This window comes from Pseudoalteromonas sp. Isolate3, assembly GCF_022398505.1.
GTDB classification, from domain to species: Bacteria; Pseudomonadota; Gammaproteobacteria; order Enterobacterales; family Alteromonadaceae; genus Pseudoalteromonas; species Pseudoalteromonas apostichopi.
On record NZ_JAKEVN010000057.1, the window covers coordinates 1 to 25,685 of the forward strand.

Genomic DNA, 25,685 nt, shown 5'->3' on the forward strand with positions numbered 1-25,685 from the left:
TAGCAACACAAACAAAATAGTATAAAAGTTATAGGAAAATCACCCTAATGCAACCTTAAAGTTGTATACACATAACACTAAACGCTATGAATTTTCACATTAAGCACTCATCCAAACCCCAAAGTATGAGAAAGACTTTGTCTATCTTAATCACAAACAATATACTCAATTCATTAACTGGTGAGGTTTTATAGTAAAACAAAAACACCAAAACGGTAGTAATTTATGGCTAATACTCTTCGAATTTTATCTATATGTATTATAACTCTAATAGCTTTTATATACGGCTTTAATATCTTTTTGACTAAACAAGTCAATGATTTAGTTTATGCTCCTAAAGGCATAGACATACATACCTTCGAACAAGGGCAAGTAAATGTTGTTGCTGCCCCTTGGTATAATCTTGTTTTAAGTGGACAGAACTTAATTTACAACAACGACATCGCTTATATTGTAATTAATGTCACAGCGGATTCTGTAATTACAACGAGTGCTTCAGACCTTGTACTTGCTACGCTTTTAGCACCTATTAACATAATCATCTTGCTGTTATTAGCGTTAGCTGTAAGTTGGCTAGTAAGTTTAAGATTCAAAAATAAAATAGAAAATCAAAGACTTGATTTTCTTAACAATCAATTTATAGAATTGCTCAGTGGCCTAAATATTGCCATCAATTCTCATCATACAAAACGTACTCAACTTGAACAGTTACAAAATAACTTTCAATCTCTAAGTACATATATCACTAATTACACCCGCGAAACTGAAGTCAGTATTTATCAAGATAAATTGACCCACCTTATTGATCGACATGCTTATATAGAGCATCTTGCCAAACAGCTAAGAATTGCGGAAGTTAATAAGTTTAGCTGCGCATTATTATTTATTGATTTAGATGGATTTAAACAGGTTAATGACTCTTTTGGTCATAGCTTTGGAGATGATGTTTTAATTCAAGTTGCATCTCGTTTAAGTAGTGTTTTACGCCATCATAAAATAAGTAACATTTCACCAATTAGTCAATTAGAACAAAACCTAGCTCGACTTGGAGGTGATGAATTTTCTATCTTCATTAACTTGAAAGATAATAAAGGAAAGGCATTAGAAGTTGCACAGAATGTGTTGCATGAAATTGAACGCGACTTTGTCTTAGGTAATAAGCTGATAAAAATTAGTGCCAGTATTGGCATTGCTGTTTATCCCGATAGTGCAGCTACTCCACAAGCATTATTACAAATGGCAGATGTGGCTATGTACCGGGCTAAAACTGACGGCCGCGGAATATTTAAGGTGTATTCACCTGAAATGGGCAAAAAAATTCGCCGCTACCACTACTTGTTAGAAGAGATGCGTCTTGCGATTTCCAGTAATAGTTTTCATCTATCTTTCCAACCCATAGTCCACGTAGATGACTGTGCTATTGACTACTTTGAAGCGCTCGTTAGGTGGGAGCACCCAGTTGAAGGTTTCATTACACCAGATGAGTTTATCCCTATTGCTGAAGAGTCAAACCTGATATTGGAACTCGGCGATTGGATCATGCTTGAATCATGTCGGCAAATGTCAGCTTGGTACAATGCCGGTATGAATAAAGTTTCTATTTCGGTTAATTTATCCGGCGTCCAATTAAAGCATTACGACATTTATGAGTGGGTAATGGAAAAGCTTGCTAAAACTGGGCTACCAGCAAAAGCGCTAATGCTAGAAATTACCGAATCAACTTTAATCAAAGCAAGCAATAAGATTATAGAATCATTAGAAAAGCTTCGAGGGGAAGGGATCACTATTGCAATTGATGATTTTGGTACAGGGTTTAGCTCTTTAAGTACCCTTGCAGACTTACCTATAGATGTGATCAAGCTCGATAAGTTGTTTGTGTCACAAGCTAACGATAACCTTAAGTATAATGAAATCATGCATTCGGTTAGCGAGCTTGGCCGCAAACTCGGTTTGAAAATCGTTGCCGAAGGGGTTGAAGAACTCGCTCAATTTGAGTTAGTTAAATCGATGGGCATTAACTGTGTTCAAGGCTACTTAGTTAGTCATCCTGAGTCATCAGTTAATGTTGGCCATAAAGTCTTGCAGGATAACATTAACTTTGTGTCTGTCACTGGGACAGGGGTTTGGAATATACAGCAGCCGCTTTAGTAAGTTATAATGAACACATTATTCAAAGCCACTCCCTTGTTAATGTTAAAAAAAAGCTTACTTACGGTATTAACCTTGTCAGTCACCGTCATCGGATTGTTGATTGCTTCATCCATTTACACCCTGTACAGCAAAAAACGTTTAACTGTAGATCCGAAACTGAGAGAAATTTCAGGGATTGAATTTGATAAATTTAACCGGCTTTGGGCGATTAATGACAGTGGCGATCAGCCAAAACTCTACCGCCTTAATGAAGATGGTTCAATTGCAAAAGAAATTTTGGTAACCAATGCTAAAAATATTGATTGGGAAGATATGACGCAAAATAAATTTGGTCACTTCTTTTTAGGAGATTTTGGCAATAATAAAAACGACAGAAAATGGCTAACCATTTATAAAATAGAAAATCCTATCGACATCAAAAGCGACACCACAGAAGCAGAGATAATCAAATTTACTTACCCAGAGATGGATGGCAGCCCTATTCAACCTGATCAACGTAACTTTGATTTAGAAGCCTTTGTAGCGCTTGGCCGACACCTATACCTATTTACTAAAAATCGTACTGAACCATTCGATGGTATTACGAAAGTTTATAAAGTTGGTGATCATGCTGCTAATTTTGATGCTGAATTGATTGATTCGTTTCAAACTTGCACCACAATGGAAAAGCTATGTTGGATCACATCTGCGGCCCTCAGCCCAGACCGGAGCAAATTGGTTCTTCTTGATTCCACCAGCATTTGGTTATTTGAAAACTTTCAAGGCGATAAGTTTTTCTCAGCCGATGTATCACGTATTGATTTAGGTATCGTAACTCAAAAAGAAGCTATCACCTTTTATGATGACAACACCATTGTCTTTACTGACGAAGAATTTAAAGGCATAGGTGGGAATGCTTATGTCATAAAACTCGATGAAGTCGAAAAAAAAGTCATCCGCAAAGCGCCCAGATCCAATCAATAGAGAAGAAGCATTATTTAGAGAGTGCTTTTTCAACATCAACGCCTAAAATCAGTACGCCTATCTGATGTTTTTTTTCATCGAATATAGGCACGCTGAACTGTACTTGAAAATGTTTAGTCGACTCATCAAACTCCAAGGTATCAATGTAGTAGTCATCATCTTGCTGATACATATTTAAAAACTTAGCTTCATCACCCTGCCAATAGTCGGTTGTGACTGCACTAATAATGACATTTTTACCTTGTTTATCTGTGACAATTATTTCAGTAATGATGCCTTGCATCTGCCTTTGCCACACTTGTAAGAATTGTGAACCTTCAAGCTTTAGGTAGCTTTCGGCCATAATCGGTTTATTATCAATAACCTGCTGTTCCCACAGATTATCAAACTGCTCTAACTCTTCACTCGAAATTAGTTGCCTGTTACTTTTTTTTACGGCTTGTTGCACCAGCTCTGCATTAGCTAATACTTTTATTTGTTCAAAAAGCGCTCTCACTAAGGATTGTTTTTCGATTTTTGACAATACAAAGGGGCTTTGTGAACAGCTACTTATGTGGCTGTTAAAAGCATTTAAAAATTCAGGAAACTCCTCAAGCGTTTTATTTGCAGCAAATAAGCCCAAAGGCACATAACGGTAGAATGTTTGCTTATATTCATCTGGCTTTATTTGTAACTGCACAGCGTTGAATTCAAACTCTTCTAAATCAAGCAGTATTCTGTCTACCCGCTGCTTTTTGAATACTTTGATAAGCTCTTGGGTAGTGTTGACTTCGACTTCTATTTTCCGATTAGTTAATTGATACCAATCAGCCTGATGGCTGCCTCTTACGACTCCATAACGAAGATCGTGTTCGGCTATCGAAGCCGAATCAGCATGGGTAAACCAGTACCAGTTTTCTAGAAACATAGGGGCTGAGAGCTCACCATATTGCTGCATTTTTGACAACAGGTTCGCAGTAAAATAACCATCAAGTCGATTTAACTGCACTTCTCTTTTTGCTCTTAACCAAGGTAACTTCTGTAACTTAAATGGCACATTGATTTGCTTAAAAATACATTCAACATGAGTTATTGCATTGTGAGGTGCATTAAGGGGCAGATTAGTGCCTAACTGAAAAGGCTGAGCCACAGTGAGTGAGAGCAATAATGAAGCAAGCATCAATACAAGCCTAAATAACTAAATAGAGTTATTATAGACAATAGAAGCAATTTTACCTGAAAAAGGGTTAACGCTTAAACTTTGTCTCTAAAATTACCGATGATGTGGTTCGCTCCACGCCATCCAAGTTACCAATGTCATCTAAAAGGTGGCTAAGTTTTTCTAGGTTTTGCGCTTGCACAACGGCAATCAAATCAAATTCACCACTAATTGCATAGAGCTGTGAAATAGCATCAATCTGCTTTAACTCAAGGTTAGTTTTGGTAGTGAGTTTTTGCTTAACTTTAATCGAAACATGCGCCGATACCATTTGGCTCAAATAGGCATCACCATAGTCTACACTATAGCCTTTGATTACACCTGTTTCTTCTAATTTTAACATTCGACTTTGCACTGTTGATCGCGATAAGTTAAGCGCTCTAGCAAGGTCTGAAATACTCGCACGAGCATTGGTTCTTAAAATAGCTAATAGTTTTTCATCTTGTGCAGTTATCAATTTGGCTACTCCGTTCGTTAATTTGCTTTTTATTTTAGTCATTTTTCACAAAATAGCACTGCAAATTTAAGTCTCTAACCCAGATAATAAGAAAAATAGATAAGAAAAATAATCTCATCGTGCTTAATTAGGCAGGAACGGCTTAACTGACCTATTTTTTGCAATTTAACTTTTTTCATACTAAGCCAGATTTAGGTGCAATAAATGCAAGTAACAAGAGAACTTTTTAACGACGTAATGGTACCAAACTACAACCCATCAGAGGTTATTCCTGTTCGCGGTGAAGGCTCACGTGTTTGGGATCAAAACGGTAAAGAATTTATCGATTTTGCAGGTGGTATTGCTGTTAATTGTTTAGGCCATTGTCACCCGGCTCTTGTCAATGCGCTTAAAGAGCAAGGCGAAAAAATTTGGCACTTATCAAACGTTATGACGAATGAGCCGGCATTGCGTTTAGCTAAAAAGCTAACAGACGCAACATTTGCAGATAAAGTATATTTTGCAAACTCAGGTGCCGAAGCCAATGAAGCAGCATTAAAGCTAGCACGTCGTTGGGCATTAGATGTCCATGGTGAGCAAAAGAATCAAATCATCGCCTTCAACAAAGGTTTCCACGGTCGTACATTCTTCACTGTTACTGTCGGTGGCCAAGCGGCTTACTCTGATGGTTTCGGGCCTAAGCCAGCTGCAGTCGATCACTGTGACTATAATGACTTAGCTGCTTTTGAAGCGCTTATCAGTGACAACACTTGTGCCGTTATGATGGAACCTTTACAAGGTGAAGGCGGTATTATTTCGCCAACTAACGAGTTCGTTAAAGGCGTTCGTGCGTTATGTGATAAGCACAATGCATTACTTATTTTTGATGAAGTACAAACTGGTGTCGGCCGCACAGGCGATTTATATGCATATCAAGGTTTAGATGTAACGCCAGATATTCTTACGACTGCGAAAGCATTAGGTGGTGGTTTCCCAATTGGTGCAATGATCACAACGGCTAGCATTGCAGAGCATTTAAAAGTGGGTACCCATGGTTCTACTTACGGTGGTAACCCACTTGCTTGTGCAGTAGCAGAAGCTGCTTTTGATACTGTAAATACAGCAGAAGTACTAGCAGGTGTTAAAGAGCGTGAACAACTTTTACGTGACGGTTTTGCTGCAATCAACGAAAAATACGACGTGTTTAGTGAAGTACGTGGTAAAGGTCTATTATTAGGTGGGGTTCTTAACAGCAAATTTGAAGGCCGTGCACGTGACTTCCTAGTAGCAAGCACAAAACATGGTTTAATGAGTCTTGTTGCTGGTACAAATGTTGTTCGCTTTACACCGTCTTTAGTGATTCCATTAGAGGATATCAAAGAAGGTTTAGCTCGCTTTGAAAAAGCGGTTGCAGACGTTGTAAACGGTTAATCCTAGTTGGCGCATGCTTTAAGCATGCGCCATTGGAGTGCACTTAATGCAAGTATTACGTCCTATAACAGCAAATGATTTTGCTGCGTTAAAACAAATTGCTGTTGAATCTGGTCATGGTTTTACCTCTTTACCGGTTGACGACAATTTACTACAAGAAAAAATCGAACGCGCTGAACGCAGTTTTGCAAAAGACATTAATAAACCACAAGACGAAACCTACTTATTTGTTTTAGAAGACAGTGAAACGGGTGAAGTTATAGGTACAACGGCTATTGAAGCTGCTGTGGGTATGTCAGTTCCTTTGTATCATTACCATCTAGGTAAAACTGTTCACCATTCACGCACTCTCAACGTATATAACACCGTTGATATTCTAAGTATGTGTAACGACTATACAGGTTGCTCTGAAATTTGTACTTTGTTCTTACGTGAGCAAAACCGCAAAGGTTTAACGGGTCGCTTTTTATCACGTTCGCGCTTCTTATTTATGGCGCAGCACAGTGAACGTTTTGCTGACACAATCATCGCAGAAATGCGTGGTGTTAGTGATGAAGACGGTCACTCACCGTTCTGGCAATGGTTACAAGAGCACTTTTTTAGCATTGAGTTCCCACAGGCAGACCATTTAGTTGGTTTAGGCGATAAAGTATTTATCAGCGAATTAATGCCTAAGTACCCTATCTATGCCAACTTACTGAGCAAAAAAGCACAAGCTGTGATTGGGAAGGTCCATGAAAAAACAAAGCCAGCGCTTAAACTTCTAGAAAAAGAAGGGTTTGAGCACCGAGGTTATGTAGACCTATTCGATGCAGGGCCAACTGTTGAAGCAAAACTTGGCAATATTCGCAGTGTTCGTGAGTCACAAGTTTGCCCTATCACCATTGGTGAGCTTGCCCATATCAATGAGAAAAGCTCAGATACATTAGCTATCTGCAACCAAGGCGTGAATGACTTTAGAGCAACATTCACCAAACATGCTCATTATAACCACGCTAAGCATACGTTAATCGTCAGCCAAGAAGTGGCAGATGCACTTAAATTGAAACAAGGGGATGCAGCACGGTTCTTCCGTTTGTAACCACTTAAGGAGTTTAAAATGAGTGTAACAACTCAACTTATCGATAACCAATGGCAAGCAGGCCTTGGTCATGATTTTAGTTCAATCAACCCAAGTAATGGCGAGGTTGTTTGGCAAGGTAAAACAGCCACGGCTGAACAGGTAGCCGATGCTATCAAAGCTGCCCGTAATGCTCAGCTTGACTGGGCTGATATGACCCTTGAACAGCGCATTGTAATTCTTGAAAATTTTGCTGCTGAACTAAAAGAGCACAGTGAAGAGTTCGCAACCATCATTGCCCGTGAAACAGGCAAGCCATTATGGGAAACACGTACCGAAGTAGGTGCAATGACGGGTAAAATTGCCATTTCAATCAGGGCCTATAACGAACGTACGGGCACTACAGAAAACCCAATGCCGGGCGCTAAAGCATTTATACGCCATAAGCCTCATGGTGTTGTTGCAGTATTTGGCCCATACAACTTCCCTGGTCATTTACCGAATGGTCATATTGTGCCTGCTATTTTAGCAGGTAATACAGTTGTATTTAAGCCATCAGAACTAACGCCTCATGTTGCTGAGTTCACTTTAAAGCTTTGGCTAAAAGCAGGTTTGCCTGCTGGTGTGATTAACCTAGTACAAGGTGAAGTAGACACAGGTATTGCGCTTGCATCTCATCAAGATATCGATGGTTTATTCTTTACTGGTAGCTCTAATACAGGCCATCTATTACATAAGCAATTTGCAGGTCACCCAGGTAAAATCTTAGCGCTGGAAATGGGTGGTAATAACCCACTAGTCGTAAAAGATGTCGCTGATGTAAGCGCGGCTGTTCACGATATTATTCAGTCTGGTTTCATTACTTCTGGCCAACGTTGTACCTGTTCTCGTCGTTTATTCATTGAGAACTCAGCAAATGGCGATGCAATTTTAGAAAAATTAATTGCTGCAACAAAACAAATTAAAGTAGCCGACAGCTTCAGCGAAGATCAACCATTTATGGGTGCAATGATCAGCGAAAAAGCCGCATTAGGTATGGTTGCAGCTCAGCAACAGTTACTTGATATGGGAGCGACTTCTCTTGTTGAGCTTAAGCATTTAGAACCGGGTACAGGTTTTGTAAGCCCTGGTATTATTGATGTAACAGCTGTTGAAGATATGCCTGATGAAGAGCACTTTGGTCCTTTGATCAAGGTTTACCGCTACACAGATTTCGATAGCGCGATTAATGAAGCGAATAACACCTCATTTGGTTTATCTGCTGGTTTATTAAGTGATGATAGTAATGACTACCAACATTTCTTAAAACGTATTCGTGCCGGTATCGTTAACTGGAACCGACCAATTACAGGCGCATCAAGCGCTGCACCGTTTGGTGGTATTGGTGCCAGTGGTAACCACAGAGCGAGCGCTTATTATGCTGCTGATTACTGTGCGTACCCTGTTGCTTCTGTTGAAGCCGAAAAAGTTAACTTACCACAGACCCTTGCGCCGGGCTTAATTATTGAATAATTGATTGGCGGCTTCGCCGCCTTAATTGAAGGAATTAAACATGCACACAGATGTAAACGCCCTATTTGAAAACCTATGGGAAAACTATTTATCAGTTACGCCTTCGGCAGTAAAAGTACATGAGCTATTAGGCTCTACTCAAAAAGATGACGTGATTAACGATCACATCGCTCTACGCACTTTTAATCATGAAAAAATCGGTTTAGAAAAGCTAGCTGCGCACTTTTTAGCAGTTGGTTATAAAGAATGCGGCGAGTACCATTTTGAGGCAAAGAAATTGTACGCTAAGCACTTTGAACATTCTGATCCAAAACAACCTAAAGTATTTATCTCTGAACTACTTGTTGAGCAATGTTCAGAAGAATTACAAGCTATCGTAAATGATATGGTTTCACAGATTGACGAAAGCGATGTAACAGCGGATAATTTCCTCTATTCAGGTACGCATTGGCAAGTAAGTTCAGAAACTTACAAAAAGCTATTAGAAGAGAGTGAGTATGCAGCGTGGATGTCGGCGTGGGGCTACCGTGCTAATCACTTTACAGTAAGCATCAATGAGCTTGCTAAATTTGATGACATCGAAAGCGTAAACCAGGCACTTAAAGATGCAGGTTTTGCATTAAATACATCTGGTGGTGAAATTAAAGGTTCACCAGAAGTTTTACTTGAGCAATCTTCAACACTTGCTGATGACAGTGAAGTTGAATTTAGTGATGGCGTTGTAGCTGTACCTAGCTGTTTCTATGAATTCGCTCTGCGTTATGCAAAACCAGATGGCGAGCTATACACCGGCTTTGTTGCTGCATCAGCTGATAAAATATTTGAGAGCACCAATGCTCGATAATTAAGTTTTTAATTAATACCCGAGCCATATGAAGACACCAAGGTTTAACAGTCAGACAAATCAATTCCTTCAACAAATGGCTTGGGCATTTATTCTTGTTTCATTTTTTGCCATAACATTTTTTAGTACTGATACTAAAGCAAGTGAGAAGCGCAAACTAACCATCCTATCCCACTCCTATTTTGCTAATGAGTTTGATAAAAGAAACATCAACGAGCATTTTCTTAAAGTTATCAAACCTGCTTTAGGCGATGAATTTCATCTAAGTGTACAATTTACGAATCATGCTCGATTAATTAAGCGTCTTTCAAGCAAAGAGCCTAGCTGTACTTTCAATGCAATAAAGTCAGCTGAACGAGCTGAGCACATGCTGTTTTCAAAAGTACCCACTTTTATGCACATGCAAAGACAGCTTTTCGGGTTAAAATCAAATATAGACAATCTTCCTTCCCCTGTTTCTGTTACCTCTCTTTTAAAAGAGAAGTATATTTTCGGAATTATTGGTTCCTCGAGCTATCAACAATTAGATTCATCTTTTGAAAAATATCGCTCAAAAATTGCTAATATCTATGGTGAAAATCCATTTCTGCAATTAAGTAAGCTACTTTTAAATCAACGTATTGACTTTATCGTCGCATATCCTGAGTCTCTATATGCTCACTTAAACGAAGATCAATTAAAGCTGGTAAGTTCTCGTCCAATTAGTGAGTATCCTGAGTTTACTAATGGCTATTTCACATGTAGTAAAACGGCTGAGGGCATACATGCTATTAGATTAATGAATACATACATGATGACGCCACCTATGGCGGAATATCTGTACGCCATTCATAAAGCCAATAACCTGTCAGCTGATCTCGAAGCAATGCTTAATGTTTATAAAAGAAGATACAAAATATCCTTCAAAAACAACAGTTAATTGATTTATTTTCGCTTCATGAATTTCCTAAAAAAAAAGCTTGCACAATAAAAAAAGCAGATATATTATCTCGCCGCTTCTTGATGATAGCCAATCCGAGTACATTACAAACACTGTTTGTAGCAAGGCGATAGAGCAACTATCCAAGAGTGAATTTGATTGCACATAACAATAAGTGCGTTTAATGACACTCAACTGACTCGGACTCCCATTTTCCCGAGCTGTTGCTTAATTGCCGGAGAGTAAAATGGCTATTTCTACACTAACACAAGATTTAACAACCAAAGTACCTGCAGCTGCGGTTGCTGCTAATGAGTCAATTGCACAACCATCAATCCAACTTCTTGAACAATTAGTTACACAACATGGCGCACCTCTAATGGTGCTTGATTGTGAATCTGTTCGTCATCAATACCGTGCATTAAGCCGTGCTTTACCAGGTGTTGTTTTACACTTTGCACTAAAGCCACTTCCTCTGGCGGCGGTTGTTCGCACTCTTTTAGAAGAAGGTGCAAGCTTTGATTTAGCAACGAGCGGTGAAGTTGACTTAGTAGCAAGTCAAGGCGTGCCAAGTGATCGCACTATTCACACACACCCTATAAAGCGTGATCGTGATATTCGTGATGCACTTGAATACGGTTGTAACGTATTTGTGGTTGATAACATCAATGAATTAGAAAAGTTCATTGCTTACAAAGATCAAGTTGAATTACTTGTGCGCTTAAGCTTTCGTAATGCAGAGTCATTCGCTGACTTATCGAAAAAGTTTGGTTGCAGCCCAGCAATGGCCATCGAAATCATTACTTACGCGCAACAATTAGGTATTCGCATAAAAGGTTTGTCGTTCCATGTTGGTTCACAAACAGCGAGCCCAGCTAAATACGTAACAGCAATAGCTGCATGCAACCAAGTAATGAATGAAGTAGCTGACTTAGGATTACCAGCGCTTAGTACGCTTGATATTGGTGGTGGTTTCCCAGTGCCATACAGCAAAGACGTGCTGCCAATTGATGAATTTTGTGCGCCAATTAATGATGCGTTAGCACTGTTACCAGAGACAGTTCGCGTGATTGCAGAACCGGGTCGTTTTATTGTTGCAAGTGCTGTAACTAGTGTTGCATCGGTAATGGGCCAAGCAGTTCGTGAAGGTAAGCCGTGGTACTACTTAGATGATGGTATTTATGGCTCATTCAGTGGTTTATTATTTGATGAAGCATCATACCCAATAGAGTCGTTAAAACAATCAAACGAGCGCGTAGAATCAGTATTAGCAGGCCCTACTTGCGACAGTATCGACGTAGTGAGTGAGTCAATCATGCTACCAAAATTAGACAATGGTGATTTAATTATCAGTCGTATGATGGGTGCTTACACATTAGCAACCGCGACAGATTTTAACTTCTTCAAGCGTGCAAACGTTATCATTCTCAATGATGTAGTACAGGTTGACGCACTTACTGGTTAATCGTTTCCTCGACTAAAAGCATGTAAGGCAACATGCTTTAAAACTGAAAATGCAGCTGCTCATTCCAGCTGCATTTTTTTTGTGTATTTGTTTAAAGAAAGAGTGGTTTGTAATCGTTTTCTAACTGTTCAAACGACAAGTTGCCAATAAAACGACCAAAGCTCAACCAAGTTGCTAAGCCTCGTAAGTCTTTAAAGTGTGGTGGAATAAATTTAGGATCTTCAATGACACCTAAATCATGTAACTGTGATATCAATCTAAAATCATCAATTGAGATTTTACCGACCAATAATAAGTGCAATTGATCAATGCGACCTAATTGTATTGCCACACGAATAAGGTTATACACTAAAACGAAACCTTTGATATAGGCGATATCTTTGGTAAAAGGTAATCCCGTTGCTGTACTTCCTCTAAACACGCGTTGAGTGAGTGTATAGCTGTCGTCTTTACTTAAACCTTGAGCTATATAGTCGCGATAGATATCAACAAACTCAGCACCATCAATGACTTTCGTAATACCTTGAATACGATTAACTAATTTTGCTAAACGTCGAGGCGTCGATTTTAAGGTAATAATTTCGGTCAACACAGCAAGCCCTTCTTGGGTGACCGTAGAGCTAGGTGTGCCTTTACTCAAACAGGTTAAATAAGGCTGTGATAAGCCATTTTGGGTCGTACCTACATGGATCCAGCCTTCATGCACTTCTAGAATATCAAGCTCACGCTGGGAAAACTTAACATCTTGATTAAGTTTTATATTATTTGCACCAGCTGCAGCATCACTGACAATACCGTCACTAAGAATGACCTCAACATCGATACCTGGCATCGTTTGAGACACTTGTGATGCGAGAATTTTAACTGCATCTTCGGCATCTATATTTTTTGGATCATCAGGCAATATATCGGCATCAAGCATACTCTTTAGCGGCTGCTCAAGCATGGTTGCAAGCTCAGAAAGTGAAGGCTCTCCAGCATGAAATAAATCTTTAGGATGACCAAACAACTCAACAGATAGATCATGAAACTCCGGGGTACCACGATACTCAATCATACTGAGTACGGTTTTATATTCAGTACACATCTTGCTCATGTATTGGGCGATTGGATTTAACTGCCCTAATTGGCTGATGATATCGCGATTTAAATCAGAAAAACCTCGGCGCAATTCGCTTGGTACAAAACCAAGGTCACGCTGTTGGTAATAGGCTTGATCAATCGTAGGGTTTTTCTGGCATTTGTGCTTAAAAAACTCTTCTTTGATTTGTTTATCCCAATTGATTGCATCAAGGATACGAATGGGTGTTTGCAATGCAATTAATCGGTCTGATAATTCGCGTGTTTTTGCTAATAATGCCTTATCAATCATGCTCTAGGCTCACTAAAAAATGAGCCTAGAGCATAGGCTAAATTTACATAATTACAAAGCAAAATTAATCAGTTTTTAGCTAAAATTTAGCCTGCTTAGAAACTAATTTTCCATCGCTGTATATAAGCAGATTTGGTACCGAATTAATGTCATTTTTGATAAATAAATCATTACCATAATCGATTGAAACGGGCATGGTTGCAGAGAATTTATCAACATATTCTCGCACTGCAGTTTGATCGGTCCACAACTGACTTACTTTAACCTCGACATCAATCCCTTGCTCCGCCAACTTATTAACATGTTGCTGTGCTAATACGCACTGCTTTGCCATAGCAGGGCGAGTGTCGGCCAAGTACCAATCACACCACGTTGCGGTGAAAAGCACTACTTTTTTGCCTTTATTCGGAATAACCAAAGGCGTTGCTTCACTTTGCTTTTCACCAAGTAGCCGCGCTTTTTCAACTTTGCCATTGTGTGATAACAAACGTAACGTGTTATCAAGCGCTTTATCAGCTTCGTGACCTTGAAAAATCACTTTTTCATCGCTATCAATTAGCACATGAAAAGGGGTACCCATAAATTCATAGTGTTTAGCAACCTGAGCTGTGAGATCAGTAAATAATGGCATGCTAAGTGAAAAACGTTCTTTAACCTTAGCAACAGAGTGTGCATCATCATTGAGGTCGATATTTATCGCCACAAATTGAATTTTATCGCCATATTGTTCGTAAGCATGCTGAAAATGCGGCATCTGCTCCATACATGGCTTACACCAAGTTGCCCAAAACTTTAAATAAACTGGTTTTTTGCCTAAGAAACTTTCAAATTTGACGATTTGCCCTGCTTCATTTTCTAAAATAAGCGTGTCTGTATTCGCTGATATTCTTTGGCTTACAAGCATCAAGCCTGTCAGCAATATCATGAGGAAAAACTTATATTTCATAGTACGTTCCTTAAATAAAACCAAGCGTAAGCGTAATGTAAGCCAAAATATTGTAAATTTTCGACATCTGCTGGCTAAATGCAGATTTAATGATTTATCGCAAAGTAGAGGTTAGAAACACTCAAAACATTAAAAATAGCACTAAACTTTTTATAGATATGAAACGTATTGCACAAAAAAGGAGTCATCATGAAAAATGAGCTAGACGGTAAATTAATTCTTTCTGTATATGAGAAAATCATTCAACACGGTGAAGATCATGAAGATGGGAAGCTATACGAAGGTATTTGTGCTTTTTCCGATATCGATGGTTATACCGTATATCTTAAAGGCAGTGGTGTGTTACTTCGCTTTGGTTTTCACAATACCTACCACCTTGACTACCAACATGAAAAAAACAAAGAAGACTTTTTAAAGAAAGTGCTATATATCGCAGAGCAGGAACCATAAATAGATAATGAAACGACGGGTAAAAACTGAGTCAAAGCAACAGCAAGCGTTTATCAACCAAGTTATTAATGAACTTAAAAATAACCCTGATAAGTTAGATATCATCCGCGATAATCTTAGCTACTATCGAGAACAACAGTTCCTCAAACGTGGTTTTCTGCTTGCTATTGAGCGATTTGACTGGGTGTTTGAAGCAAGTAACGATGTAGACCAAATCTGTGCGCAAATTCTAGCCGATGATTACATTGGTAAACGTTTGCGCCGCTATCCCTTGCTATACAAGGGCGTATTGGAACGTACCTATTAGCTTTGCCCACCGCTAAAACATGATCTGTCCGGTAAAAAATGCTAGGTTAGCGCCATTTTGAAATAACGAGAACTGGACATGTCAAAAACTATAAACTCTCACAATACCCATGAGGGTGGCAATAATGGGTTGTTTAACCGATTTTTAGCCACCGTTGAATTTTTGGGTAACATGCTACCCCACCCTATCACATTATTTGCAATGTTCTGCGTTGCTATTATTGTTTTTAGCGGCATCGCCGATTGGTTTGGATTAAGTGCTATCGACCCACGTCCGGAAGGCGCTGCGGGTCGCGACCCTGATGGTGTTATTGAAGTTGTCAGCCTACTTAGTGCAGAAGGCCTCCAGCGTATCGTTACCGGCCTTGTTACCAACTTCACCAGTTTCGCACCACTTGGCACGGTACTGGTTGCTTTATTAGGCGTAAGTGTCGCAGAGCACTCAGGTTTACTCTCAGCTGCTATGCGTGGCATGGTGATGGGCGCATCTAAAAGGCTCGTTACTTTTATGGTGGTGTTTGCTGCGATTTTATCAAATACGGCGTCAGAGCTTGGCTACGTGGTACTTATTCCATTAGCAGCGATGATATTCCACAGCCTTGGTCGTCACCCACTTGCCGGTCTTGCTGCCGCATTTGCTGGTGTTTCAGGTGGTTACAGTGCCAACCTATTGCTAGGCACCATTGACCCGCTACTTGCAGGTATCACAACACCTGCAGCACAAATGATTGATCCAAATTACCAAGTTGGCGCAGAAGCAAACTGGTATTTCATGATGATCTCTGTATTTTTAATTGCCATTTTAGGCACTTTCGTTACAGAAAAAATCGTTGAACCACGCCTTGGCAAGTACAACCCTGAAGAAGCAAGCAATGATTTGCCAAAGAATGACATTGCTGGCCTAACCGATAAAGAAAAGTCAGGCCTTAAGTGGGCGGGTGTTTCACTGTTAGTGGTGTCATTATTACTTGCTTGGACAATTGTTCCTGAAGACGGCATTTTACGTAACCCAGAAACAGGCCTTGTTGCACACTCGCCATTTTTAAAAGGCATTGTGGTATTTATCTTTGTGACTTTCGGTATTCCGGGCTTTGTTTACGGTCGCGTTGTTGGCACTATGAAGAACGATAAAGATGTCATTGATGCCATGAGCAAAAGTATGAGCTCAATGGGTATGTACATTGTGCTGGTTTTCTTTGCCGCGCAATTTGTTGCTTTTTTTAAATGGACTAACCTAGGCACAATTTTAGCTATTAACGGCGCCGCTCTTTTACAAACACTGAACCTAACTGGTCCTGAAGTATTCGTGCTATTCATTTTAATGTGTGCATTGGTTAACTTAAGCTTGGGTTCTTCATCAGCACAGTGGGCGGTAACTGCACCTATCTTCGTACCAATGTTAATGCTAATAGGCTACGCGCCAGAAACCATTCAAGCTGCATATCGAATTGGTGACTCGGTTACTAACCTCATCACACCAATGATGAGCTACTTTGGCTTGATACTGGCTGTAGCAACTAAATATAAGAAAGACATGGGTATTGGCACACTGGTTGCGACCATGCTGCCTTACAGCATGATCTTCTTTGTTGGTTGGGTCGCGTTATTCTACTTATGGGTATTTGTTCTGGGCTTCCCAGTTGGCCCTGAATCACCGATTTATTATCAGCCTTAATCTCTTCTCAAAGAGGTGTAAAAAAGCCAAGCTAATGCTTGGCTTTTGCTTTCTAACGGCGAGCCCGATACTGATAGCATCTAATAAGCACTAGCAGTAACAATAATGAGATTAAGCTCAGAGGTAGCGCCCCCCCACTTGTTTTATGCTCAACACTCACTCGTTTATAGGCTTTAACAACGACATTAAACTTCCCTTGAGTTATTCCGCCATCACCATCAGAGATAATGAAGGTCACTGTATCAGTGCCCTCAAAACCCACATTTGGAGTATACGTAATAGTACCATCATCATTGATTACTACTGTCCCATTATCAGCTGATGCAGAAATAATAGTGAAATCATTATTATCATCATCAGTAACATTAGCCAGTATGTCGATGTTAATTGGGCTTTGATCATCAGTTGTTACATTAATAATGGCACTCACTTGCGGTGCTTTGTTTTCAACGACCTCAACGGTCACAGCTGCAAATGCTGAGCCGCCATTACCATCAGATACGCCATAGTTTATTGTTGCTGTACCTACATGTTCGGCTTGTGGACTAAAATGCAGTTCATTACTAATAATACTGACTTCACCAATATCAACGGTTGCCGACGTAAGCGTTAATAAATCACCATCTGCATCTGTATCATTGACTAACACATCAAGGTAGGTGCTGATATTACGTTTTACCGTAATAACATCATCCGTAGCTACTGGCTGAGTATTATGCGTATCTAAAGTTGCGATACCACTTGGATCTTCAATTGCACGATTAACTTGGCCATCGGCATCATTTGGACCACCATCTTCAATAGTCAGCTGAACACACCAGTGACCTTCGGTAAGTCCTTCTGTGTAAAGCACATCTTGTGGTGGTGGGCAGAACCCTTCAGCACCAGGCGCTGATGCAATACGATTACGACTATCGACTACAAACTCTGTCCAACCTGTTGGCATCAATTTACGATAGACAGCATTGCTTGGTATTGGCCTAAACTGTGCTATCACTACACTGACAGACTGACCCGCAACCGGAATTTCATTTACATTGAAATCAAACACGCCATTTATGTAGTCAAACCCATTATCAGCTTTTGCACCTAATCCGTTATGTCCGTATTTAACTGCATCGCCTTCAGTAATACCGGTGTTGCTACCTGATGCTTTAAAAGCAACGTTACCTAAGCTCAAATGAAGTCCAGGCTCTGTCTCCATCAAGAAAAATTCACTTTCGATCAGCTTTTCTTGAACAACATTGCTAGCAAGCGAGCTTGCATCTAGATAATCTGGAATACCGTCGTTATCACTGTCGCCATACCCTTCTTCATCATCATTGATACCATCAAAGTCTGAATCAATGGCTGATAACTCAGGTAATGAATCAAGCACTGTCAGTGAAATTTTCACTGTATCAGTTTTGTCACCATCATCAACGGTTACCATAAACTCATAAACACCTTCAGCAAGTAAACTTGGGTCAAAGCTAAATTGATCATCGATGGCATCTGCATCGATGATTGCTTCATCAGACACTTGCCAATCAAATACATGGGTATCGGCTAGGTTTGCATCTGTAACAAATGCACTGATAGTTACTTCACCTGCTTGTTTATCAATTAGACGCGTACTCATACCTTGCTGAGCTGCAAATAACTCTACGCTTGGCGCAACATTTCCCTCTGCAATTGTTAGTGTGTGTGAACCTAACGTACCCACAACAGCATTTTTAGGTTCTTTAAAATGAACAGTTAAAGTTTCTGTGCTTTCTAACTGTTCATCTTCAATAAGGTTAACTATCAATTGAGCTTCGCGTTGACCTTGTTTAAAGATAAATTCACCTTCAGATAAGTCATGATCTTCTCCTGTAATCGCATCACCTGATACGGTAAATGGCACAACAACAGGGTAAGTTACTGCATCACCATTGAGAATCGCTTTAATTATGACGTATGTTCCTTCAGTTGCAGTTTGATCTTTACTGAAATTAACTTGCGGGATTACATGGATCAATTGCGTAGCTGAAACTTGCTCGTTCCCTTCTCCTGCACTCCAAACAACGGTATGTGTTCCAGGTGCAAAGAAGCCTTTAGAACTTGCCGTAACACGCACTGGATTACCCAATGCATCCATTGCAACTGCTGTTCCCATATTCACCTTAGTGAACAGCCCTTCTGAGGCAATCGTTTTATCTTCAGGTGCTGTGATAGTTATATCTGTTAAGGTTGAAACAACGTTTACAACCAGTGTTACATCTACCACTTCACCACTTGCATCTTTAATTTGATAAGTAATGATCACCTCTGCGTTTAAGCCAACAGGCGCCAAATATTCAAGCTTATTATCAACAATTCGAATACTGCCAACACTTGCAAGCGCTTTAACTAATGTTAGTGCATCACCATCAACATCAATGTCATTCGCTAACACATCAAGCACTACATACTCATTTAAGTCTGCATTGACGGTGAAGTTATCTGGTGTAGTAACAGGTGCATCATTGACTGGATTCACCACAATCGTCACTGTTGCTATTTCAGAGCTTAAAACACCATCTGATACGGTATAGCTAAAGCTATCTGAGCCACTAAAATCTGCATTTGGTTGATACATAAAACGATTAACATCCATTGTTAACGTACCATTACTAACCGGTGCGACTAAATTGAATGTCAGTGCATCGCCATTTTCATCAAAATACCCAAGTGTAAAGGTGATGCTCTCGTCTTCATTAGTACTTAGTTGTTCACCAATCGCTACAGGCGCAACATTAGCAATAATAACTGGGCTTGTCGCACCTGATGTAAAGGTCTCAGTATTACCGTGGCCATCAATGTAAGTAACAACAACCGTGATTGTCGTGCCGATATCTGCATCGGTTAGCATGTATTCTGACAGTGTTGCACCTGTAATTAACACCCCATTGCGCATCCATTGATAGGTAAATTCTCCCACACCATCTGGATCGTCAATAGTTGACTCAACGCGTAAGGTTTCACCCTCTTTTGCCTCGCCACTGATACTGATACCACCTGTTGCTTGGTCATTAAAATCGGCCACTGTGATAACAAAGGTTTGTGTATCAGTTAACCCTTCTGCATCAGTTACTAATAAAGTAACAGCATGATTGCCCACATCATCATTACTTGGTGTACCACTTAACTCGCCTGTCGCAGGATTAAAATTAAGCCAGCTTGGCAGCTCTGTAGCACTCAATTTATAGCTATCAGCACTGTCTACATCATTAACAACAAGTACATAGCGGTACGCTTCATCCTGTGTTGCTGAAGTGATTGGCGCCGACTCAATCAATGGTGCATCATTGACAGCAAGTACGGTAATAGTCACTGATGCCGTATTCGACTCTGCACCTTCATTATCAAGCACTGAATAAGTAAAGGTATCAAAACCAACATAATTGCTTACTGGAGTATAAGTAACTGTACCATCTACATTATTTATTACATTACCAAATGCCGGTTCAGTAACAATCTTAACTGAGTCCTCATCTATGCTACCATCAACATCAGAATCATTGCCTGTTACATCGATGATAACGCTCTCATCTTCATCAATTTGTATTACATCATTATTTGCCAGCGGCGCATCATTTACAGCTGTTACTGTGATGGCGACATTTGCATTATTTGACCAAACACCCAAATCATCTTTAACACGATAACTAAAGCTATCTTCACCATTACTATTAGCATTAGGCGTATAGCTGATCATGCCGTCTACAATTTTTGTACTACCATGTTCTGGCTCGGTAACAACTTCAAGGCTTGACTTATCAAGCGAACCATCAATATCTAAGTCGTTGCCCAGTACATTAATGCTATGGGCTGTATCTTCGAGCAATTGAGCAACATCATCGTTAGCGACGGGTGCATCATTCACACTATTGACCGTTAATTTCACAACGGCGATATTTGACATTAATGATTGGTCATCTTTAACACTATAACTGAAGCTATCGCTACCAAAGAAATTAGCATTTGGCATATAGCCAATAGTACCTGAGGTACTATTAACGCTAACTTTGCCGTTTGCTGGGGCTTGGGTAATTGTCACATTATCAATTGTTAAATCGCTATCTACATCAAGGTCATTGTCTAAAATTGACAATTCAATCGAGGTGTCTTCATCAAGCTCAGCTGCATCGTTTGTTGCGATTGGGGCATCATTAACTTCACCTACTTTTACCATTACGCTCGCCTGATTAGACATAGCTCCAGATCCATCTGCAACACGGTATGTAAATGTGTCACTGCCATTAAAGTTTGTGTTTGGGGTATAGAGAATGCGCTTGTTTTGTACACTCGCTTTACCATTTTCTGGCGCTGTGACAACTTCTAAGCTAGATAAATCGAGTGAATCACCTTCATCAATATCTGAATCGTTTAGTGCGACATCAATTTCAATTGCCATGTCTTCTTCAGTTATGGCCGTATCAATCTTAGCAAATGGTGCATCATTAACCGAATTGATGGTAATTGACACTGTTGCAATAGCTGAGCGTCCATTATCTAAGTCATCGACAGTATAAGTAAAAGTATCAGAGCCATTAACATTTTCATTCGGTGTATAAGTAATAACCCCATTCGCAGTATTTAAGCTTGTTTTTCCTAGTGTTGGCGCTGTTACCACTCTGACACTGGCAGGGTTTAAGCCACTATCAACATCTGAATCGTTCTCTAAAATATTAATAGCAACACTGTTGTCCTCATCAACACTTACTTTATCATCATGCACATCGGGTACATCGTTTACATTCACAACTCTCAGTGTAAATTCCTGCTTAATCTCCTCTTTACTCGCATCTGTTACAACAAGCGTAATATTATACGTACCTACATCATCATTAGTGGGTGTGCCACTTAGGGTATGCGTTTTAGTATCAAAGGTTAACCAGCTAGGCATACCAAGGGCTGTATAAGAAAGACTATCATCAGCATCCACATCCGTTGCCGAAACGATATAGCTGTATAACTCATCTTCGGTTGCAGTTGTAATTGGTGTTGATGAAAATTCAGGCGCATCATTTACATTCTCAACGGTGATAGAAAACATCTGAGAATCTGTTTCTTTTGCACTATCCGTGACGATTAAACTAACCGTATGCATGCCTACATCATCATTACCTGGCGTACCAGTAACTAAACCTGTCGCAGCATCTATGCTTAACCAACTAGGAAGCGTCTTGGCTGAATAAATTAGCATATCGCCTTTATCAACATCAGTTGCACTTACAGTATAGTTATAGATGCTGTCCTCAATCGCAGTTGTAATAGGTGTTGATGAAAACACTGGAGCGTCATTTACGTTTGAAACAGTTAGAGTAAATGATTGTCGTGCCTCCTCTTCACTCATATCCATGACAACAACAGTGATCTTATACGACCCTACATCATCATTAGTAGGTGTGCCTTTAAAACTGCGAGTAGCTTCATTAAAAGATAACCAACTTGGAAGGCCAAGCACTGTGTACGAAAGCGTATCTCCTGCATCAATATCTGTAGCTGAAACAGTATAATTGTATAACTGCTCTTCAACTGCGACAGTATCAGGGGTTGACGTAATTACCGGCTTATCATTTACATTAGCTACTGTAATGGTAAATATTTGAATATCAGAAGCACCGGCCGAATCAGTTACTTTAATTGAGACATTATGCTCACCAACATCATTATTGCTTGGTGTTCCAACAAGTAAACCTGTAGATGTATTTATCGATAACCAGCTAGGTAATATTGAAGCGCTAAATTTATATGTTTCGTCTTTGTCAGCATCGGTGACAGCAAGTTGATATGCATAAGCTGTATCTTCAGTTGCAAGTACTAAGGCTTGTGAAGTAATCGTTGGTGCATCATTAACAGCAGTAACAGTTATAGTGCCATTTACAGGTGTGACAGTGTTACTGCCATCAGATAGTTTAAACGAAATACCCAATGAGCCAGAATAATCAGCAGCTGGCGTATACGAAAGGCTTGCTAAACTTGCGTTAACATCGACTAGTGAGCCACTCAATGTGAGTGTAGCTGTTTCAATATCGTAGTCTAAGTTGGCACTACCACTTGCAGTACCCGCAAGTTTGCCTGATGTATTGTTTGCAAGAGTGATGGTAAGAGTAACATTATCGTTTTCTTTATCAGTTATTATATGCCCTCCAAAGAGTAAGTTTTTATTGCTATCTTCCTTGGTAGTCATAGAGAAGCTGTCAAAAATTGACTGCTCATACTTCATCATAGAAGCATTACTGTCGTTATCTGTATCTCCAAATGAAACTAGTAGTGTATCGTTGTCATCAATTGCGAAAGAAGGAAAAGTAGTTCTCTTAGTTGTTATTCCGGCTTTACCAACATGGTTCCACGTATTTCCCGTCAACTGCATTACAGATACATCTCCACCGTTGACATAATCATTCACAGCAACAAAAGGAATATTGTCACTATTTGCTGCTATTTTTGGCCCGAAACCACTGCCGCCCAAAAGATCACTGTTACCAGCCAACTCCCAAGTTTGACCATTAAACCTATTGACAGATATGAGTTGAGATGATTTTTTTGAAAAAGCAACGTATGGAACATCATTAATAATAGTGAAATCTAATCTCATTACATTCGTCTCAAAATTTGCAGAGCCGACCTGAGTCCAACTATTATTCTCGAATTTAACTACATTGATATTATTTTGATTAATATCTACTTTATATGCCAAATAGGGCGTGTCCTTACTATCAAAAGAGAGCTTCATTTGCGATGTAACCCCAGATGCAATTGCGGCTTCACCCACAGTGGTCCATTCTGTGCCATCCCATTTTTTCACTGTTGCAGTGTTATTATTTAAATAATCTTGGTAAGTGAGGTATAAATTATCAGCACTGTCAAAAGCAATAGAAGCGTGATTTGCGACCCCTGCGCTTACGGCCTCTCCCCCAAGTACTGTCCAAGAGCCATTTTTAAGAGTCTTTACAACAACCTTATTCTCAAACCCTGAATCTTCATAAGCAATAAAAAGCTCATCAGAACGATTAATAGCTAAACTAAGATTACTATTAACCGAGCCCTCAGCGAGATTAGTGTTACTTATGTTTTGCCAAGTCCTGCTATCATATTTCTTTACTGCAATTCCATACCCTGCTGGTTCGAGATAATAAGTAAAAGCTGAATATACTACACTGTTTCTATCAACAGCTATGGCGGTATCACTTATCCGTTCTTTTGCAAAATTTGCATCACCAACATATTCCCATTTTGCGGCTTTAGATATTTTAGGTGCATCATTTTGCGGTGTAATAGATATAATGAAAGATTGATCTATAATCGGTGCAACATCATCCTCCCCACCATCTGCAAGATCGAACTTAAAGTTATCAGAGTTTGTTTCAGTGCCATTGTGTTTATAATAAAGTTTTGAATCATCCAGTGTTTGCTGTGTAAAAGTACCATTCAACGAAAGCTTTTCACCCGCATCTAAACTGCTATTATCATTGGCATCGACAAATAAACTGCCATAAGTAGGTACTGATTTAATCGTGTATGTTAACCCTGTGCCGCTATCATCAGGATCTGAAGCCGATAAGCTCTGAGTATTAATTACTTTCGTTGCACCTTCATCTAATGAAAGGCCCGTATTAATATCGATAGAAGGGGCTTTATTGGGTACAACAACTGAATAGGTCCCCACAATTGCAGAGTTTGTATCTGTGCCATCCGTTAATGAAAACGTGAGTGTGAATTGACCTGCACCATTTGCAGCCTGTATTAACTCAATACTTTCAAGCGAAGCATTAATATCTGAGACTGTTCCTGAAAGTGTTAGAACGCCTGTGCTAGAATCATAATTAAGTTCTGCGTTACCACTTGCAGTACCTGACAATGACCCGAATTGCGTATCTGAAATCGTAATTGTGAGGGTAACGTTATCGTTTTCAGCATCCTCAACGATTACATTTTCAAATAACCTAAAGCTTGATGCTCCCTCCATAATGCTCTTAGAATGATTGCTAAAAGAAGCATTTTCCTTAGTGATTACAAAAGGTCCACCAACCTCTGACTTTAAGTCAATAGCGTAGATAATGTCGCTTGAATTAAGTACAGCTCTCATTGCGAGGCCGAAATAATATGATTTTTCCGGTGGGGCAATTGGCCCTTTTAAATTCCATACCTCTCCTTCAAAAGCATATAGTTTTCCTCGGCCATATGTGCTCTGTTCATTAAATGCAATTAACACGTTGTCGTTTGAGTCAATTAATAGATTTAATTTTCTCATTGCAGAAAGGTTTGATGTATCGCCAACCGAAACCCAGTTATCCTCTACAAATTTATAAACCTTTACAGGACCCAAATATGTCGTAGAGTTTATAAATGAAATATAGAGTGTGTCTTGGCTGTCAAACGCTATTTGAGGATCTATCGCTGGTTGAGTCCCTAAAGCAGATGAGCTTAAAGTTATCCATGATGTGCCATTAAACTTTCTTACCTCAACAGAGGCAGGACTTACTGTTTTATTATAAACGACATACATTTCATTTTTCGAATTAAAGGCAATTTCAGGGCTTTTAGCATTTCCATTACTTGCCTGCGTACCTACATTAACCCAACTATTATTAGCCCACTTTTTCACGTATACGGTTGAGTTATCATAGGCAAGATATAAAATATCATTATCATCAACCTTTAAATCAATGTGCTCTATTTTTGTGCCGCTAATTTGGCCTGAGCCAAGCTCAGTCCAATTACCATTTACAAGTTTTTTTACAACAATTGTCTGCGACGAACCAGTGCCAGATATATAAGCAATATATAAATTATTATTTTGGTCAAAGACAATATCTGTTTCGCCATACGCATCAGTAAGCGTTTCCCCCCCATCAATTGATTCCCAAGCACTATCCACATATTTATAAACATCGGCTCTATTGTTGAAAGTATTTTTTAAAATAATATAAGGGACTTCATTATTATCT

At 39.5% G+C, this 25,685-nt stretch carries 16 protein-coding genes; 11 read left to right on the forward strand and 5 right to left on the reverse strand.

Going from position 1 to position 25,685, the window contains the following annotated elements:
- Positions 1-225: 225 nt before the first annotated feature.
- Positions 226-2,148, forward strand: coding sequence for an EAL domain-containing protein (locus L1D46_RS12210; protein ID WP_130052685.1), 1,923 nt, complete (start codon positions 226-228; stop codon positions 2,146-2,148).
- Between the two features lie 42 nt (positions 2,149-2,190).
- Positions 2,191-3,114 carry a hypothetical protein gene (locus L1D46_RS12215; protein WP_130053026.1) on the forward strand — a complete coding sequence of 308 codons (924 nt, stop codon included), beginning with the start codon at positions 2,191-2,193 and terminating at the stop codon, positions 3,112-3,114.
- A gap of 10 nt (positions 3,115-3,124) precedes the next feature.
- Here L1D46_RS12215 and L1D46_RS12220 read toward each other — a convergent pair whose 3' ends face one another.
- Both L1D46_RS12220 and L1D46_RS12225 read right to left on the reverse strand, forming a co-directional pair.
- Positions 3,125-4,273: a cellulose-binding family II protein gene (locus tag L1D46_RS12220; RefSeq protein WP_130052686.1), complete on the reverse strand. Its 1,149-nt coding sequence runs from the start codon at positions 4,271-4,273 to the stop codon at positions 3,125-3,127.
- Positions 4,274-4,340: 67 nt separating this feature from the next.
- Positions 4,341-4,769, reverse strand: coding sequence for an Lrp/AsnC family transcriptional regulator (locus L1D46_RS12225; protein WP_130052687.1), 429 nt, complete (start codon positions 4,767-4,769; stop codon positions 4,341-4,343).
- A gap of 204 nt (positions 4,770-4,973) precedes the next feature.
- Here L1D46_RS12225 and L1D46_RS12230 point away from each other — a divergent pair, with 204 nt between their 5' ends.
- The 6 genes from L1D46_RS12230 (at position 4,974) to L1D46_RS12255 (ending at position 11,979) form a co-directional block, all read left to right on the forward strand.
- A complete protein-coding gene (locus L1D46_RS12230; protein WP_130052688.1) occupies positions 4,974-6,179 on the forward strand; it encodes an aspartate aminotransferase family protein in 1,206 nt (401 codons plus the stop codon).
- Between the two features lie 46 nt (positions 6,180-6,225).
- On the forward strand, positions 6,226-7,260 hold the full coding sequence (gene astA, locus L1D46_RS12235) for an arginine N-succinyltransferase (protein WP_130052689.1): 1,035 nt from the start codon (positions 6,226-6,228) through the stop codon (positions 7,258-7,260).
- 18 nt (positions 7,261-7,278) lie between these two features.
- Positions 7,279-8,751 carry a succinylglutamate-semialdehyde dehydrogenase gene (astD, locus tag L1D46_RS12240; RefSeq protein WP_130052690.1) on the forward strand — a complete coding sequence of 491 codons (1,473 nt, stop codon included), beginning with the start codon at positions 7,279-7,281 and terminating at the stop codon, positions 8,749-8,751.
- 40 nt (positions 8,752-8,791) lie between these two features.
- A complete protein-coding gene (locus L1D46_RS12245) occupies positions 8,792-9,595 on the forward strand; it encodes a DUF1338 domain-containing protein (protein ID WP_130052691.1) in 804 nt (267 codons plus the stop codon).
- Between the two features lie 28 nt (positions 9,596-9,623).
- On the forward strand, positions 9,624-10,514 hold the full coding sequence (locus L1D46_RS12250) for a hypothetical protein (RefSeq protein ID WP_130052692.1): 891 nt from the start codon (positions 9,624-9,626) through the stop codon (positions 10,512-10,514).
- 247 nt (positions 10,515-10,761) lie between these two features.
- Positions 10,762-11,979, forward strand: coding sequence for a type III PLP-dependent enzyme (locus L1D46_RS12255; RefSeq protein ID WP_130052693.1), 1,218 nt, complete (start codon positions 10,762-10,764; stop codon positions 11,977-11,979).
- Between the two features lie 91 nt (positions 11,980-12,070).
- Here L1D46_RS12255 and L1D46_RS12260 read toward each other — a convergent pair whose 3' ends face one another.
- Complete coding sequence (locus tag L1D46_RS12260; RefSeq protein ID WP_130052694.1) at positions 12,071-13,351, reverse strand: flavohemoglobin expression-modulating QEGLA motif protein; 1,281 nt, start codon at positions 13,349-13,351, stop codon at positions 12,071-12,073.
- A 79-nt stretch (positions 13,352-13,430) separates the two neighbouring features.
- Positions 13,431-14,297, reverse strand: a complete 867-nt coding sequence (locus L1D46_RS12265; RefSeq protein ID WP_130052695.1) for a redoxin family protein — start codon at positions 14,295-14,297, stop codon at positions 13,431-13,433.
- 189 nt (positions 14,298-14,486) lie between these two features.
- On the opposite strand from L1D46_RS12265, the gene L1D46_RS12270 reads away from it, so the two are divergent.
- From L1D46_RS12270 to L1D46_RS12280, 3 genes are all read left to right on the forward strand, one after another.
- Positions 14,487-14,747, forward strand: a complete 261-nt coding sequence (locus tag L1D46_RS12270) for a DUF3081 domain-containing protein (RefSeq protein ID WP_130052696.1) — start codon at positions 14,487-14,489, stop codon at positions 14,745-14,747.
- Between the two features lie 7 nt (positions 14,748-14,754).
- A complete protein-coding gene (locus L1D46_RS12275) occupies positions 14,755-15,054 on the forward strand; it encodes a hypothetical protein (protein WP_130052697.1) in 300 nt (99 codons plus the stop codon).
- A 78-nt stretch (positions 15,055-15,132) separates the two neighbouring features.
- Positions 15,133-16,728 carry an AbgT family transporter gene (locus L1D46_RS12280; RefSeq protein ID WP_130052698.1) on the forward strand — a complete coding sequence of 532 codons (1,596 nt, stop codon included), beginning with the start codon at positions 15,133-15,135 and terminating at the stop codon, positions 16,726-16,728.
- Positions 16,729-16,780: 52 nt separating this feature from the next.
- Here the strand turns inward: L1D46_RS12280 and L1D46_RS12285 are convergent, their stop codons facing one another.
- Positions 16,781-25,615 (reverse strand): Ig-like domain-containing protein, encoded by an 8,835-nt coding sequence (locus L1D46_RS12285; RefSeq protein ID WP_239977602.1) that lies wholly within the window; start codon positions 25,613-25,615, stop codon positions 16,781-16,783.
- Positions 25,616-25,685 lie beyond the last annotated feature (70 nt).

What these genes read in the sequence shown, in the direction of transcription:
- astA (WP_130052689.1), top strand. Translation starts at nt 6,226, where the DNA reads ATGCAAGTATTACGTCCTATAACAGCAAATGATTTTGCTGCGTTAAAA.
- L1D46_RS12255 (WP_130052693.1), top strand. Translation starts at nt 10,762, where the DNA reads ATGGCTATTTCTACACTAACACAAGATTTAACAACCAAAGTACCTGCA.
- L1D46_RS12260 (WP_130052694.1), bottom strand. Translation starts at nt 13,351, where the DNA reads ATGATTGATAAGGCATTATTAGCAAAAACACGCGAATTATCAGACCGA.
- L1D46_RS12275 (WP_130052697.1), top strand. Translation starts at nt 14,755, where the DNA reads ATGAAACGACGGGTAAAAACTGAGTCAAAGCAACAGCAAGCGTTTATC.
- L1D46_RS12280 (WP_130052698.1), top strand. Translation starts at nt 15,133, where the DNA reads ATGTCAAAAACTATAAACTCTCACAATACCCATGAGGGTGGCAATAAT.
- L1D46_RS12270 (WP_130052696.1), top strand. Translation starts at nt 14,487, where the DNA reads ATGAAAAATGAGCTAGACGGTAAATTAATTCTTTCTGTATATGAGAAA.
- L1D46_RS12230 (WP_130052688.1), top strand. Translation starts at nt 4,974, where the DNA reads ATGCAAGTAACAAGAGAACTTTTTAACGACGTAATGGTACCAAACTAC.
- L1D46_RS12220 (WP_130052686.1), bottom strand. Translation starts at nt 4,273, where the DNA reads ATGCTTGCTTCATTATTGCTCTCACTCACTGTGGCTCAGCCTTTTCAG.
- L1D46_RS12215 (WP_130053026.1), top strand. Translation starts at nt 2,191, where the DNA reads ATGTTAAAAAAAAGCTTACTTACGGTATTAACCTTGTCAGTCACCGTC.
- L1D46_RS12250 (WP_130052692.1), top strand. Translation starts at nt 9,624, where the DNA reads ATGAAGACACCAAGGTTTAACAGTCAGACAAATCAATTCCTTCAACAA.
- astD (WP_130052690.1), top strand. Translation starts at nt 7,279, where the DNA reads ATGAGTGTAACAACTCAACTTATCGATAACCAATGGCAAGCAGGCCTT.
- L1D46_RS12210 (WP_130052685.1), top strand. Translation starts at nt 226, where the DNA reads ATGGCTAATACTCTTCGAATTTTATCTATATGTATTATAACTCTAATA.
- L1D46_RS12265 (WP_130052695.1), bottom strand. Translation starts at nt 14,297, where the DNA reads ATGAAATATAAGTTTTTCCTCATGATATTGCTGACAGGCTTGATGCTT.
- L1D46_RS12245 (WP_130052691.1), top strand. Translation starts at nt 8,792, where the DNA reads ATGCACACAGATGTAAACGCCCTATTTGAAAACCTATGGGAAAACTAT.